At 72.3% G+C, this 14,368-nt stretch carries 12 protein-coding genes; 7 read left to right on the plus strand and 5 right to left on the minus strand.

Annotated elements, in window-relative coordinates:
• Positions 1-23: 23 nt before the first annotated feature.
• Positions 24-2,171: a hypothetical protein gene (locus tag AB0B72_RS30635; protein ID WP_367742699.1), complete on the minus strand. Its 2,148-nt coding sequence runs from the start codon at positions 2,169-2,171 to the stop codon at positions 24-26.
• Between the two features lie 683 nt (positions 2,172-2,854).
• Here AB0B72_RS30635 and AB0B72_RS30640 point away from each other — a divergent pair.
• The gene (locus AB0B72_RS30640) at positions 2,855-4,141 is read left to right on the plus strand and encodes a deoxyribodipyrimidine photo-lyase (protein ID WP_367742701.1); all 1,287 of its coding nucleotides are present in this window, start codon (positions 2,855-2,857) and stop codon (positions 4,139-4,141) included.
• 182 nt (positions 4,142-4,323) lie between these two features.
• Positions 4,324-5,346: a M4 family metallopeptidase gene (locus tag AB0B72_RS30645; RefSeq protein ID WP_367742703.1), complete on the plus strand. Its 1,023-nt coding sequence runs from the start codon at positions 4,324-4,326 to the stop codon at positions 5,344-5,346.
• Between the two features lie 127 nt (positions 5,347-5,473).
• Here AB0B72_RS30645 and AB0B72_RS30650 read toward each other — a convergent pair whose 3' ends face one another.
• Positions 5,474-6,142: a TetR family transcriptional regulator gene (locus AB0B72_RS30650; protein ID WP_367742705.1), complete on the minus strand. Its 669-nt coding sequence runs from the start codon at positions 6,140-6,142 to the stop codon at positions 5,474-5,476.
• A gap of 77 nt (positions 6,143-6,219) precedes the next feature.
• On the opposite strand from AB0B72_RS30650, the gene AB0B72_RS30655 reads away from it, so the two are divergent.
• Entirely contained in the window at positions 6,220-6,624 is a 405-nt protein-coding gene (locus AB0B72_RS30655) for a PPOX class F420-dependent oxidoreductase (protein ID WP_367742707.1), read from the plus strand.
• A 6-nt stretch (positions 6,625-6,630) separates the two neighbouring features.
• Here the strand turns inward: AB0B72_RS30655 and fdhA are convergent, their stop codons facing one another.
• The 3 genes from fdhA to selA all read right to left on the minus strand — a co-directional run bounded on the left by fdhA (position 6,631) and on the right by selA (position 11,024).
• Positions 6,631-7,848, minus strand: a complete 1,218-nt coding sequence (fdhA, locus tag AB0B72_RS30660; RefSeq protein ID WP_367742708.1) for a formaldehyde dehydrogenase, glutathione-independent — start codon at positions 7,846-7,848, stop codon at positions 6,631-6,633.
• A 141-nt stretch (positions 7,849-7,989) separates the two neighbouring features.
• The gene (gene selB / locus AB0B72_RS30665; RefSeq protein WP_367742709.1) at positions 7,990-9,735 is read right to left on the minus strand and encodes a selenocysteine-specific translation elongation factor; all 1,746 of its coding nucleotides are present in this window, start codon (positions 9,733-9,735) and stop codon (positions 7,990-7,992) included.
• A complete protein-coding gene (selA, locus tag AB0B72_RS30670) occupies positions 9,735-11,024 on the minus strand; it encodes an L-seryl-tRNA(Sec) selenium transferase (RefSeq protein WP_367742711.1) in 1,290 nt (429 codons plus the stop codon). Before selA ends, selB begins: the two co-directional genes overlap by 1 nt.
• Positions 11,025-11,272: 248 nt before the next feature.
• On the opposite strand from selA, the gene AB0B72_RS30675 reads away from it, so the two are divergent.
• The 4 genes from AB0B72_RS30675 to AB0B72_RS30690 all read left to right on the plus strand — a co-directional run bounded on the left by AB0B72_RS30675 (position 11,273) and on the right by AB0B72_RS30690 (position 14,072).
• Positions 11,273-12,268, plus strand: a complete 996-nt coding sequence (locus tag AB0B72_RS30675) for a hypothetical protein (protein ID WP_367742713.1) — start codon at positions 11,273-11,275, stop codon at positions 12,266-12,268.
• Positions 12,252-12,632: a GntR family transcriptional regulator gene (locus AB0B72_RS30680; protein ID WP_367742715.1), complete on the plus strand. Its 381-nt coding sequence runs from the start codon at positions 12,252-12,254 to the stop codon at positions 12,630-12,632. Before AB0B72_RS30675 ends, AB0B72_RS30680 begins: the two co-directional genes overlap by 17 nt.
• Before the next feature lie 11 nt (positions 12,633-12,643).
• Positions 12,644-13,039, plus strand: coding sequence for a VOC family protein (locus tag AB0B72_RS30685; RefSeq protein ID WP_367742716.1), 396 nt, complete (start codon positions 12,644-12,646; stop codon positions 13,037-13,039).
• Positions 13,040-13,148: 109 nt separating this feature from the next.
• A complete protein-coding gene (locus AB0B72_RS30690; protein WP_367742717.1) occupies positions 13,149-14,072 on the plus strand; it encodes a hypothetical protein in 924 nt (307 codons plus the stop codon).
• Positions 14,073-14,368: the final 296 nt, after the last annotated feature.

Here is a 14,368-nt window from a genome sequence, read left to right on the forward strand (position 1 = left end):
ACCGACAGGGGAATCAGCGGCCGTCAGCAGGTACGCCAGCGCACGGTCGTGGTGGCCGAGCCCTTCGTGCCGCGCAACTCCAGGGGAGCGGAGGCGGGAGCGGGGGCTCCGCACCAGTAGCGCACTCGGAGGGCGCGCACGCTGAGCACCAGGGTCTGCCCGGGTTTCAGCGTGCCGCTGGACGGTTCGACGGCGAGGCCTGGCGCCGACAGGCGCCATGTCACGGCCTTCTTCGACGTGGACGCGAGCGTCAGCCGCCCCCGGCCGAACTCGTCGAGCGTTACGGCGGAGGGGGCCTCGATCCCACCGGCCGTCACCGCCGGAGGAGCGGACGAGGCTCCCTGCGCCGCGACGGTCGCCTCGACCGTGGCGAGGGCGTTCGCCTGCTCCGAGGCGGGTACGGACCCGGGGGCGGCGGCTCCCGCGGCCGGCTGGGCGACGCTCGGCTGGAGAGACCGGGCAGGCGTGCGCGGGACGTCCGGCGCCATGAGGTTGATCCCCGTCACCGTCCCTGCGGTGCCCGCCACCACGATGATCACAATCCGCAGTGCCGTGGCACGCACCAGCGAGCCCACCCGGGTCAGGACCCGCACGATCCGGATCTGGGCTCCGGCGGGCCGGGGACCCGGCGCGTCCACCGGCAGATCGGCGGCCGGAATCTCGTCGCCGGTCGCGGCCGAGTGGGCGAGGGACTCCCGTGCCTGGATCTGGGAGAGCAGCGCGTCGTACAGGGGGGTGCCCGGGCCCGCCGAGGAGCCTGTGGCCGGCAGAGGGCTCTGCCGGACCTCTGCTCCCTGCCGCGGCCCCGCCTCCCGTGCCCCGGTCTGCGGCCGCGCCTCCCGTAGCCCGGTCTCCGGCCGTGCCTGCCGTGCCTGCTGCTCGGGCGGCGAACCGGGGGGTGACGTACGGGGCTGGTGGGGCAAGCGGCGGCGAGAGCTGGGGACGGCCCGGGGGGCGCCCGCGGCCGGTGGGGGTGTCACCCCCGAGTCGGGCGGCACCGGGGGCGCCTGCCCCGTCGGCGTGTGCCTCGACGCCGGGGAGGACGGAGAGGCGGCAGATTCCGGAGACCGGGGAGACGGCGAAGGGCCCAGGGGCGGCGGAGGGGACCGGAAGGCCGCGGACGGCGGGAACGCCCCGGACGGCCGGGAAGGCGGGGACTGCGGCGGCGGAGACTGCGGGGATCGGGACGCCGGCGGGGACTGCGGCGGCGGAGACTGCGGGGATGGCGCGGCGGCGGTCCTCGGCTCCTCGGCGGTCTCGACAGGCGCGCCCAGCGGCACGCCGAACGACGACGGCGGGCGGAAGGCGGACCCGGCCTGAGACGGCTCTGGCGAGCCGGCCGAGCCAGCAGAGCCGGCAGAGCCCACCAAACCCGGCGATCCGGGCGAGCCGGAGGAACCCACAGAATCCGGCGAGCTGAGCGGACCAGCCGAACCAGGCGACCCGAACGAACCGGCGGGGCCGGCCGAACCAAGCGAGCCGCGCGAGCGGGCGGAAGGCGGAAGGGCGGTGACGGCCTCCATGAGCCGCCCCCTCACGTCCGGGGCGAGAGGCGCGAGCGGCGGATGGGACAGGACCTGCGGCACCGTGTACCGGATGTTGATGGGCCGCTTGCACACCAGGCAGGTGACGATGTGCGTCAGCAGGGCCGTACGGGCCTGGCCGTACCCGGCCCCGGCGCCGGGCCCGTCGGGGAAGACCGCGGCGGCCAGCGGGGCGAGCTCCGGGCAGAGGGGACGCCCGCGCGCCAGGCCGTCCAGCCCGCTGACGAGGATCTCCACCATGTCCTGCGTGCGCGCGACCAGGCGGCCGACCTCCCGCACCGGCAGAGCCAGCACGTAGGAGAGCTCTCTGACTCCGAGCTCGTGCCGGTAGAGCAGGCGCAGGGTCTCCGCTCCCAGCGGATCCACCAGCGCCCACGCGCGCCGTACGGCCCGGTCATCGGGCGCACCCGGGCCCGGCCCCGGCCGGAACCCCTCGGGGCGTCCGGGCGAGGCGCACTCGCGGCGCAGCGCGGCCATCAGCCAGGCGCGCTCTGCAACGTTCCCAGGTCTTGCCTGGACGGCGCACGCCTCCAGTGCCGCGACGGCCGCCGCGACCGCCCGGGACGGCTCGAAATGAAAGGAGGCGTAGTCGACGAGGTGCGCGCCGTGCTCGTCGACCCACGCCATTCTCGTTCCGGGATCGAGCACGACATCCCCGCTTCCGGCGGGCGGGTTCATGCGCGCGAAGGCGTGGCGGCAGCGACGACGGCATGTTCGGCCAGAGCATCACTGCGACGCGGGAGTCGCACTCGCCTAACTGGAAAGTCTGATGCATACCGATACATAGCACGAGATCTTAGACTGACCGCGTTCTGTTGGGAAGGAAAAGAACCAGAGAAATCATCGATTGATGATAAGCCGCAAATGACGCCCATAAGGTCGTCCGAAACCAGGCCGGAAGGCGGGGCCGTTACGCGCCCAAAGCTCTCCAGAGATGCCTCGACAGAGCGCTTTCATGAGTTCCATCAGCCGTCGCGACCTGGGCGTACGCCAAAATCCCGCTGGCAGTGAGGGCGCCGAGGCGGGGTTCGTTTCCGACCTCGACTTTGTACGTCCATCTCGCCGTCACGTCAATGCGAATAACCTTCATATCGGGAATGTTTGAGCGACCGGAGCCCCCTATTCGCCCCCCTTTCCGTCATTACGGCACGCGTACGCGCGACCTCACGACGCAGCGGGCGGACAAGAGGTCCATCGGCCGGCTGAATGGGCGTCCGCACTCCGGAGCGACACCATAGGAAAGGGGCCACTCACTCCCGGCGCGCTCAAGAGAGGCAACCGGCCGGCCACGCGCGCGCGAATACATAGTCGTGGACACCGTCATCGTGCTGTTCAACAGGGACCTGCGGCTGCATGATCACCCCGCGCTCGCCGAAGCCTGCGCCCGGGCCCGGCGAGTCGTGCCGCTGTTCGTGCTCGACCCCGCCATCGAGGCCAGGCACCGCCGGGACTTCCTGCACGAGACCCTCCACGATCTGCGGGCGTCCCTCCGTGCGCTCGGGGGCGACCTCGTCGTACGGCACGGCGACCCGGTGGCCGAGGCGATGCGGGCCGCCGCGGAGGTGCGGGCCACGGAGATCTGGGCGAGCGGCGACGTCAGCTCGCTGGCCCGGCGGCGCGAACGGCGACTGGCCGAGGCCTGCGCCGCCCAGCGGATCGGCTTCCGGCTCTTCCCGGGCGTCACCGTGGTGCCGCCCGCGGCCCTCACGCCTCCCGGCGGCAGCCACTACCGCGTCTTCACGCCGTACTGGCGGGTCTGGTCGGCCACCCGCAGGCGACCGGTCCTCCCCGCCCCCGAGAGCGTACGGCTGCCCGGCGGCGTGGATCCGGGCGCGCTCCCCGAGCCGCCCGCGCAGCCGTACGGGATCGTGCGGGGCGGGGAGACCGAGGGTCGCCGGCGCCTGGACCACTGGGTGAACGAGGGCCTGGCCGCGTACGGGGAGACCCGCGACAGGGTGGCGCGCCGCACGTCCATGCTCAGCCCCTACCTGCACTTCGGGTGCGTGTCGCCGGCCGAGGTCGTCGAACGGGCCTGCGAGCGGCCCGGCGCGGAAGAGTACGTCCGGCAGATCTGCTGGCGTGACTTCTACTACCAGGTCACCTACGCCTTCCCCGACCTGGGCAGGCGCGACTACCGGCCACGTGAGGGCGACTGGGAGCACGACGAGGACAAGGCCCAGGCATGGCGCGAGGGGATGACCGGCGTGCCGATCGTGGACGCGGGGATGCGCCAGCTCCTGACCGAGGGGTGGATGCACAACCGGTTGCGGCTGATCGTCGGCTCCTACCTGACGAAACGGCTGAAGATCGACTGGCGCGTCGGCGTGGACCACTTCGCCGACCTGCTCCTCGACGGCGACATGCCGAACAACTGCGGCAACTGGCAGTGGGTCGCGGGGACGGGCAACGACACCAAGCCCTACCGGACGCTCAACCCGCTCCGTCAGGCGAAGAAGTTCGATCCGGACGGGGAGTACGTCCGGCGGTACGTTCCTGAGCTGGCGTCCCTGCCCGGCTCTCTCGTGCACGAGCCATGGAAGGCGCCCGCCCTGGTCCCCGGCTACCCGCCGCCCCTCGGCGGCGAGCTCAAGGCCTGACGCCGCCCCAGCCGGGAGCTGCTCCGCAGTGCCGTACGGCACGGCTGGGACCGCGAAATCTGGTCATTGGTTGTCGCGATGTCCGCCATATTTCGTGCTGACACGACATAGAACGGTCAGTTTTACAGGCTTAGGCTCCCGGCTGGCCAAGCTCGTCAGACCGAACGCTCTCCGGAGGACAGTTGTCTCCCAGGACCCTCACCCTCGCGCTTGTCATGCTCCCCGTCGTGGCCACCGCGGCCCCGGCGGCGGCCGCCCCCGATCCGTACACCCACTCGGCCACGGGCGTGGCGTTCACCCCCAACCCCGTCACGCAACTGGGACGGCAGGACCTGACCGACGCCAAGGACGCCGACCTGCCGGTTTTCGCGCCGGCCTACAAAACGGTCACGCTCACCGACCTCGACGGGTCGGGCACGCTGACCGGCCGTTATGTCCGGGTCAAGAGCTCGACGGGCAAGGCCGCGCAGGCCGCCGGCGGCGCCTTCCCCGCCTATCACCGCGACGTCGACCAGTTCGAGCAGGTCATGGGCTACTACTGGGTCACGCGGGCGCAGCGCTACCTGCAGTCGCTCGGCTTCGGCGGTACGCTCCGGCCGGTGAACCAGCGCCAGATCGAGCTGCGCATCGACCAGTACGGCGGCGACAACTCGTTCTTCCGCGACGACAAGGCCAACATCACCCTGGGCAAGGGCGGCGTGGACGACGGCGAGGACGCCGAGGTGATCGTCCACGAGTACGGTCACAGCGTCCAGGACGGCCAGGTCCCCGGCTTCGGCACGACGCTCGAGTCCGGCTCCATCGGCGAGGCCTTCGGCGACTACCTTGCGGTCGCCGTGACGAACTGGGCCACCGGCCGGCCGGCGCTGACGGACGAGGCGTGCGTCGCCGACTGGGACTCGGTGACCTACACGGCCGCACCCCACTGCCTGCGCCGGCTCGACGGCACCAAGCACTACCCCGAGGACGTCGTCGGTGAGGTGCACGCCGACGGGGAGATCTGGTCGCGCGCCCTCTGGGACATCCGCATGGCACTCGGCGACGCGAAGGCCACGACGCTGATCGTCGAGGCGCAGTTCGACTTCGCCAAGGACACCACGTTCAAGGCGGCCGCGCAGGCCACCGTCGCCGCGGCGCGCAAGCTCTACGGCGCGACCGCGGCCGGCGCCGTCACCAAGGCGTTCACCGACCGCGGCCTCCTGTGAGACCGCCGGTCCCCAGGTGACGCGGCGGCGTTACGAGGACGGCGCAAGCCGCATCCCGCGGCCACGCCGTTCTCATCCGCCGGCCAGGTGGGCCCCCCACCGCTCGCGCCTCCTGGAACGTACGGCGTCATGGGCGTTTGGCCGTCAGCTTGGCCAGCTGGTCGACGACCCGCTCCCGGTACTGCCTGGACAGCGGATCGACGCCGAAGATGCCCTCGACCACGCGGGGCAGTGCGATCGGCGCGAAGGTCAGGGCGTAGGCGATCAGGAGGATGAACTCGGCGTCCAGCTCATCGGTGATCTCTCCCGTCTCCTGGCGGCGCCGCGTCCGCTCGACGGCCTCCCGCAGCCGTGCGCGCTGCGCCGCCGGACAGGCGTCCCGATCCCCCTCCGGCTCCGAAGCGTCCCGGTCCTGCTCGGGCTCATCGGCCGGCGGGCCGTCGCCGAGGGCCTGCCAGATCACCAGCCGGGCCCAGTCGGGCCGGTCCAGGGTGGCGTCGAGATGGGCGGCCACGCTCTCGGCGTACGTCGCGCCGGGCGGTGTCACGGCGGCCTGCGCCCCCGCCCACCTGCGTCGCAGCTCGTCGATCAGCCCTCGCTTGCCGCCGAAGTAGTACGAGATGAGCTGCTGGTTGACCCCCGCCCGGGCGGCGATGCAGGCCGTACGCGCCCCGGAGTACCCCTTCGCGCCGAACTCCTCGACGGCGGCCTGGAGGATGCGCTCGCGCGTCCTGTCCGCCGCCCTTCCACGCTCTTCCGGGGCGGGAGACCTGCGGGGCCGATCCGATGACGCCATACACCGCATTCTAGTGAATCAACCGTTTGATTGATATTTGTCAACCAAACACATGAAACAGCCCGTACCATGAAGCCATGATCTTCACTGAGCTTGAGATCGGCTACCTCGACGACCAGCGCCTCGGGCGGCTGGCCACCATCCAGCCCGGCGGGACGCTCCAGGTGAGCCCGGTCTCGTTCACGTACAACCGGAAGCTGGAGACCATCGACATCAGCGGTCACAACATGGCGGCGAGCCGCAAGTTCCGCAACGTCCTCGACAACGGCAAGGTGGCGTTCGTGGTCGACGACGTCCTGTCTCTCGATCCCTGGCAGGTGCGCTGCCTGGAGATCCGCGGGTACGGCGAGGCGCTGAAGGATCCGGTCGACTCGGCGGCCATGTTCCCCGGCCCGATCATCCGCCTGCACGCCCGGCGCGTGATCAGTTTCGGGATCGACCCCGGCAACCCGGCGGCCGGCGCGCGTGACGTCCAAGCGTAGAAGGGGCTACGCCGGGATCATGCCGTGCGGATCGAGGACGTACTTGCGCGCCGCCCCCTTGTCGAACTCCTCGTAGCCCCGCCGCGCCTCGTCGAGCGGCAGCACCGTGGCGTTGACCGCGTCGGCGATCCTGACGCGGTCGTTCAGGATCGCCGTCATGAGCCTGCGGTGGTAGCGCATGACGGGGCACTGGCCGGTGAAGAAGGCGTGCGCCTTGGCCCATCCCAGACCGATCCGGATGGACAGCGATCCCTGCTTGGCGGCCTCGTCCCCCGCGCCGGGGTCCCCGGTGACGTACAGACCGGGGATGCCCAGCCGGCCGCCCGCCCTGGTCGTCTCCATGAGCGCGTTCAGCACGCTCGCCGGCCGTTCGGCTCCGGCGTCGGAGCCGTGCCCGCGCGCCTCGAAGCCCACCGCGTCGACGGCGCAGTCCACCTCGGGCACGCCGAGGATGCCCTCGACCAGGTCCTTGGGGTCGCCTTCCGCCACGTTCGCGGTCTCGCATCCGAAGCCGCGGGCCTGGGCCAGGCGCTGCTCGTTGAGGTCGCCGACGATGACCACGGCGGCCCCGAGGAACCGGGCCGAGACGGCGGCGGCGAGCCCGACCGGGCCCGCACCGGCGATGTACACCGTCGATCCGGAGGTGACGCCCGCCGTGACGCATCCGTGGTAGCCGGTCGGGAAGATGTCCGCCAGCATGGCCAGGTCGAGGATCTTCTCCAGCGCCTGCTCCCGGTCGGGGAACACCAGCAGGTTCCAGTCGGCGTACGGCACGAGCACGTACTCGGCCTGGCCGCCGGGCCAGCCGCCCATGTCGACGTAGCCGTACGCCGCGCCCGCCTGCAGCGGGTTGACCCGCTCGCAGATGTGCGTGTCGCCCACCTTGCAGTTGCGGCAGCGACCGCACGCGATGTTGAACGGCACGGACACGAGGTCGCCCACCTTGACGACCTCCACGTCGGGGCCGATCTCCGCGACCTCGCCGGTGATCTCGTGGCCGAGGATGAGGCCGGGCGGCGCCGTGGTGCGGCCGCGCACCATGTGCTGGTCGCTGCCGCAGATGTTGGTCGCGACGGGCCTGACGATGGCCCCGTGCCGCAGCTGACGTCCCACGTTCTCCGGGGGGACTCCCGGCCCCTCCTTCAGCTGGAACTCCGGATAGCCGGCGTCGACGAGCTCCACGTTCCCCGGCCCCTGGTAGGCGACCGCCTTGTTGCCCGGCATGATGCGTTCCCTCCTGGCCGGCGTGCGGTCAGTTGGTCGCGCGCGGCCGCTGCCCGCCGCGGAGGAGACGGTGCCGAGCGGCCCTCAGCCGGGATGACCGGCCATCGCTCCCCCCGAAGCGGATGGCTCTGTCATTTCACGCTATCCCCTGGTCCGGCGGTGGACGTCGCCGGTCCGCTCGGTCAGCCCCTTGCGGTCGAGGTGCTCAAGCAACGGCACGGCCACCCTGCGGCTGGTGTCCAGGGCCGTCCTCGCCTGGCTGACCGTGAACGGCTGCGGCAGGCGGCTCAGCAGCGCCGCCGCCCGTGAGTCGGCGCCGGGGAGCAGCACGACGCCGTCCGCGATCCGCAGCAGGGCTCCCGCCCGTACGGCTGCCGCCAGCTCACGCGGCCCCAGCCCGAGCGCGGCCAGCCGCCCGGCCTCCGGCGCCGCGAAGGGGCGCTCGGCCAGCTCGGCCGCGAGCCGCCGCAACGCCTGGGCCACCGGAGCGGGCAGGCCCGCCGGCCCGGCGGCGATCCTCCCGTCGACGACGGCCAGCGGCGGCCGGACGAGCGCTCCCACCAGCCGCCGATCCGGGAGCCCGAGCTCGTGACGGGCTGCCTCCAGCGGCATTCCGGGTTCGAGAGGGTCGCGCGCCGCATGACGCCGCACCACCTCGGCCAGCCGGTCTCCCAGCTCCGCCCAGTGAGCCGGGTCGGCGTGCCAGTCGGCGAGCACCGGGCGCCCCGCGGGCGGGCAGCCCATGGCCGTCAGCTCGCTTTCGCGCAGGAACCGGTGTGTGCGCAGCAGGGACGCCGCGTCCGCCGCCGAGGCGGCCAGCGCGGCCGCACGGTCGCGTGCGGCGCCCCGCCGGCTCAGCCCAGGGGGGCGGACGTCGAGCACCTCGGCCCCCGCCAGCACCCGCAGCGCTCCGCCCCCCGGGTCGCGGAGCAGCAGCGAGTCACCCAGGTGCAGGGGCAGCGGCCGGGCCAGCCGCAGCCGGGCCGTGCCGGGGCCCAGCGGCCGGACGTCGCACGGCACGGCGGCCGACCCGATGTGCGCCGTCAGCCGGGGAGGCAACGTCTCACCCGCGCCCTCGGCCGGGGTCAGCCGCACGTCGATCAGACCGGTGCGGGTCCAGGCGCCGGGGGCGACGAGGGCGTGGCCGCGTTCGGGCGCGGCACGCCCGCGCAGGTTCACCGCCACCCGCGCCACCCCGCTGACCGAGCCGACCTGCTCCTTCAGCGACTCCAGGGCCCGGACCCGTACGGGCTCGCCGTCCAGATCCAGCTCGTCGCCCACGTCGATCCGGCCGGCCGGGAGGGTCCCGGTCACCACGGTCCCGCTGCCCCGGACACTGAACGCCCGGTCGATCCACAGCCGGACCGGCGCACCCGCATCCGGCTCAGGCAGCTCCGCCACCAGCCGGTCCAGCGCCTGCCGGAGCTCGTCCAGCCCCTGGCCGGTGCGCCCGCTCACCGCGAGCGCCTCCGCGCCGCCCAGACCGGCGTCCGCCAGCCGGACCGCCGCCTCCTTCATCGCCGGCCCGGGGTCGGCGAGGTCCGACCGCGTCACCACCAGCAGGCCATGCCGTACGCCAAGGGTGCGCAGGGCGACCAGGTGCTCCTCCGACTGGGGCATCCAGCCCTCGTCGGCGGCGACCACGAACATGACGGCGGGCACCGGGCCCACCCCGGCGAGCATCGTGCCCAGGAATCTCTCGTGCCCGGGGACGTCGACGAAGGCCACCCGCTCCCCCGAGGGCAACGCCGTCCACGCGTAGCCGAGCTCGATCGTGAGCCCGCGCCGCCTCTCCTCGGCGAGCCGGTCGGGCTCCATCCCGGTCAGGGCGCGCACCAGAGTCGACTTTCCGTGGTCGACGTGCCCGGCCGTGGCCACCACGTGCATCAGCCGCTCACCCCGAGCACCGCCTTGAGCACCTCGCCGTCCAGGGTGGGGGGCACGGCCCGCACGTCCAGCAGCAGCCTGCCCGCCTCCACCCGGCCGACGACCGGCGGCTCGCCGGTCCGCAGCGGCACGGCGAGCCGCTCGGGCAGGCTCACGGCCGCGCTCGGCAGCGCGACTCCCGGCGCTCCCCCGCCGCCCACCGTCGCCTCGGCCGGTACGGCTCTCGCGTCCACCCCGGCGTCCGCCATGGCGGCGGCCAGTGCCTCGGCCCGTTCGCGGAGCGTCGTGAGATCGGCGTGCAGGGCCCACCGCACCGGGGGCTCCGGACCTCGCAGCGTGGCCTCAAGCGCGGCCAGCGTCAGCTTGTCGACCCGCAGGGCGCGGGCGAGCGGGTGCCTCCTGCACCGCTCGACGAGCTCCCGGCGGCCGAGCATAAGGCCGGCCTGCGGCCCGCCCAGCAGCTTGTCGCCGCTCGCGGTGACCAGGCCGGCTCCCGCCTTCAACGTGCTCGCGGCGTCGGGCTCGTCCGGCAGCAGCGGCTCGCGTTCCAGCAGGCCGGAGCCGATGTCGCAGACCACGGGCACGCCGAGGCCGCCCAGCTCCCGGACTCCCACCGCCCCGGTGAAGCCCTCGACCCGGAAGTTGGAGGGGTGCACCTTGAGCACGAACCCGGTGTCCGGGCCGACCGCCGCCTCGTAGTCGGCCAGGCAGGTGCGGTTGGTGGTGCCCACCTCGCGCAGCCGGGCGCCGGTCGACTCCAGCAGCGCCGGGATGCGGAACCCGTCGCCGATCTCCACCAGCTCCCCGCGGCTGATCACGATCTCCCGCCCGGCCGCGAGCACAGTGGCGACCAGCACCAGGGCGGCGGCGTTGTTGTTGACCACGTGCACGGCCTCGGCCGCCGGGACGGCACGGGCCAGCGCCTCCAGCGCGCCACGCCCCCGGCGGGCCCGCGCGCCTGTCTCCAGGTCGAACTCCACATCCGCCGGGCCGGCCGCGGCGGCGACCGCGTCGATCGCGGCGGCCGACAACGGTGCGCGCCCGAGGTTCGTGTGGAGCAGCACGCCCGTCATGTTGATCACCGCCCGGAGGCTCGCGGCGTGGCGGGGAAGGGCCGCGAGGGCCTGGCCGGCGACGTCCTCGGGCTCGATCTCGCCCCGCCGCGCCCGTTCCTGCGCCCGCACCACCGCGTCCTTGACCACGGCGCGGCCCAGCCGCTCGCTGACGGCCTCCAGCCTGGGGTCGGCCAGCACGGCATCGGTGCGCGGCACGAGCCTTCGTCGGTCCACATTTCAATCTATCCCTCCCGTCCGCGGCCTCCCGCGCCACGCCACCCGGATCACCGCCGCCGCGTCACCTCAAGCGCCGTCACGCCCTCTGGCCGCACGGCGTGCCGAGAAGTCCAGTCGACCGTGCGCGGGACGAGCACACTCCTCTGACGTACCTCGGCGACTGGTATCCGGACGCCGGCGTTCGCGGACAGTGTCAGCCAACTGTTTGCATTGTTATAGTGAGATGCAAACAGTTGGAGGTGACCGTGAATCACTCCCCTGACCCCGCGCGTCCCGGACGGCTCCGCCGGCTGATCCTGACGGCCGCGCCCCCGCTGCTCATCCTCGTCGTGCCGTTGCTGCTCACGGCCGTGTACGGAGGACGGCTGCCCGAGCGGGCCTACGTCGGCAGCTGGGCCCGCTTCCCCGAGTACGCGCCGACCTGGGAACGCTGGATCGGCACACACGCCTACCCGTTCGCGATCTTCACCGTCTGGTACGCCGCCCTGTTCGCCAGGTACTGGCGCTGGCCTGAGCTCCAGCGCTGGATGGCCGTGATCAGTCTCGCGTTGAGCGTGTCGACGGCCGCGTCGAGCGCCGTGAGCCTCGCAACCCTGATCGACGCTTCCGGCCCTGTGCCCGAGCCCGCCTGGGCGACACCGGCGGAGGTGCTCGCCACCCTCCTCGCGGGAGCCGCCGCCTGGCTGCTGGCGGGCCCACTGCCCGCAGCGCCTGTAGCCCATGCCACGCCGCCCGCCGGGGTGCCCGTGCTGGCACTCGCTCCCGGACAGCGGGCCATGTACGCCGTCTCCACATGGTCCGGCCGGAAGCTGCTCCAGGGTGCGCTGTTCCTCGCCGCGGCCTGGCTTGGGGCCTTCAACTTCTCGGACGCCTGGCAGGGCACGGCGCTGCTGGCGTTGACGGGTGGCCTTGAACTTCTTCAGGCCCGCACCCTGCTCCAGATCGACGACAGGGGCGTGGAGCTCACTCTGCCCTTGCTCGGCCGCCTGCGGCGGCTTGTGCCGTACGCCACGGTGCGTTTCGCCGCGGTCGTGCCGCGCGCGTCCAGTAGCGGACTGGGCCTGCTGGGCGGACGGCGCGGCTGGGGTTACGTGAGCGGCCGTCTCCCCGTGCTGGTGCTCAAGCTGACCGACGGCAGGGACTTCCTCTACTCCACCCGCGACGCCGAGTCCGCCGCCGCGCTGGTCAATGCGACTCTCAGCCGCGTACGTGAGGAAGCAAGCGGTGCTGATCGTCGTTGACCCCTCCTCCACCCAGCCGCTCGCCGACCAGGTGGCGTCGTCGGTGCGGGCGGCGGTGGCCAGAGGCGCCGCCTCCCCGGGCGACCGGCTCCCCTCGGCGCGCGCCGTCGCCGCCGCGCTCGGCATCAACCTCCACACCGTGCTCCGCGGTTACCAGCAACTCCGCGACGAGGGCCTCGTGGAGCTGCGGCGCGGCCGGGCGGCCACGATCACCGCGCTCGCCGGCGAGGCCAGGCGCGCTCGCCTGCGCGAGGCGGCCGAGGAGTTCGTCAAGGCGGCCCGCCACCTCGGCGCCTCCGGCGAGGAGTCCCTCACCGCCGTCCGAGACGCCCTGACGGCCGGGCGACACGAGACGAGTCCCTAACATGATCTGTTATGAGTGTTCGTGAACTTCGCCTCGTCGTGACAGCTGGGGAGGACTACGAAGAGGCCTTGCGTTTCTACCGTGACGTCCTGGGCCTGCGCGAGCTGGCCGACTACTCCTCCCCCGACGGCCGGGTCAGGCTTCTTGAGGCCGGTCGCGCGACCTTGGAGATCGTGGACACCCGTCAGGCGGAGTTCATCGACCAGGTGGAGGTCGGGCGCCGTGTCGCCGGACATATCAGAGTCGCCTTCGAGGTGGAGGACTCCGCCGGAACCACCGCCGAGCTCGCCGACGCGGGCGCCACGGTCATCGCCTCCCCCACCCGCACTCCGTGGAACTCGCTGAACTCACGCCTCGAGGCGCCCGGCGGATTGCAGCTCACCCTCTTCGAGGAGCTCGGCGGCTGACCCCCGCCCGAGCCTCCCTGCCCCCAATAGGGACGGAAGCCGTCGGTCCCCTGTCTCCATACTTGATTCGGTTGCGACTCCATGTAGTTGGCATATAACTTAACGCGACATGCCCGGCCCCCGCCACGACGCGACCAACGACCTGGTCCGCGAACACCCCGAACTCGTCCGCCACCTCCTGCGCACCGTCGGAGGCGCCGACCTCCCCGACACACCGATCCTGCGCGTACACAGCGGCGAACTCAACGACCGCATCTCCACCGACCGGCACGCCGACACCCTCATCCTCGGCGGCCCCCCACACGACCCCTGGTACGCACTGATCTGCGAAACAGAGACACGCCTGTCGGCCGAGAAGTTCACCCAGGCGCTGCGCTACGCGGCCACCGTCTGGCTGCTGCTGAACAAGCCCGTGCACGTGCTGTTCATCACCCCCGACCCCAACGCCGACCGCTACGCCCACCCCGTCACCCTCGACGCCGGCGGCCTCACCGTCACCCTCATCCCCTGTGTCTGCGGACCCGGCCAGATCCCGCCGATCACCGACCCCGGCCAAGTCATGGCCGATCCCGCCCTGGCCACCCTGTCGGTGATGAACCACGGCCACCGCAAAGAGATCACCGAAGCATTCCTCACCGGCCTCAACGCCCTCGATCCCGATGACGCTCCGCGATACTATGAATACGCATACAACATGGCCGTACCCGAGGCCAGACACGTCCTGGAGGCACTGATGGCCACGACCACCTGGCCCGTGTACAGCCCCTTCGCCAAAGAGCACTACGGCAAAGGCGTCGCCGAAGGCCGTGCGGAAGGCCGGGAAGAAGGCCAAGCGGAGGGCCGGGTGCAGGGCCAAGCGCAAGGCAAGGCGGCCGCCGTGCTGGCGGTGCTCACCGCGCGAGGCCTCCAGGTCAGCGACGAGCAGCGCCGGCTGATCGAGGCCACCACCGACCACGACCGGCTCGACCACTGGCTTCGGCACGTGGCCACCGTCGAGTCCGCCGAACAGCTCCTTACCAACGAATCCGCCTAGACGATCGAGCCCTGAGCCCGGCCGGTGGTCGTAGGCGATCCGTGATCAGGTGACGGGCCGGCCAGTGGCGTGGTTGTGCCAGATCGCCGCGGTCGAAGCGAGGATGCGCCGGCCCACGCGGGCGGGGAGCACGGCCGAGGCCAGAGCGTCAACCCGGTGGACGCCGGCCTCCGTTCACAGCGTCTGAACAAAACGACGAGTACGAGGGTCTCATGACCATGAGACCTCGCCTGATCGCCCGATGGACCGCAATCGTGATGATCGGCGTGCTCGCTCTCGCCGCGTGCGGCGAAGCC

Source organism: Microbispora sp. NPDC049125 (genome assembly GCF_040802045.1).
In the GTDB taxonomy this organism is placed as follows: domain Bacteria; phylum Actinomycetota; class Actinomycetes; order Streptosporangiales; family Streptosporangiaceae; genus Microbispora.

Bases quoted from the DNA above. Each gene is read 5' to 3' on its own strand.
- AB0B72_RS30635 (WP_367742699.1), bottom strand. From the start codon at position 2,171: ATGGCGTGGGTCGACGAGCACGGCGCGCACCTCGTCGACTACGCCTCC.
- AB0B72_RS30650 (WP_367742705.1), bottom strand. From the start codon at position 6,142: ATGGCGTCATCGGATCGGCCCCGCAGGTCTCCCGCCCCGGAAGAGCGT.
- AB0B72_RS30655 (WP_367742707.1), top strand. From the start codon at position 6,220: ATGATCTTCACTGAGCTTGAGATCGGCTACCTCGACGACCAGCGCCTC.
- fdhA (WP_367742708.1), bottom strand. From the start codon at position 7,848: ATGCCGGGCAACAAGGCGGTCGCCTACCAGGGGCCGGGGAACGTGGAG.
- selB (WP_367742709.1), bottom strand. From the start codon at position 9,735: ATGCACGTGGTGGCCACGGCCGGGCACGTCGACCACGGAAAGTCGACT.
- AB0B72_RS30685 (WP_367742716.1), top strand. From the start codon at position 12,644: ATGAGTGTTCGTGAACTTCGCCTCGTCGTGACAGCTGGGGAGGACTAC.
- AB0B72_RS30690 (WP_367742717.1), top strand. From the start codon at position 13,149: ATGCCCGGCCCCCGCCACGACGCGACCAACGACCTGGTCCGCGAACAC.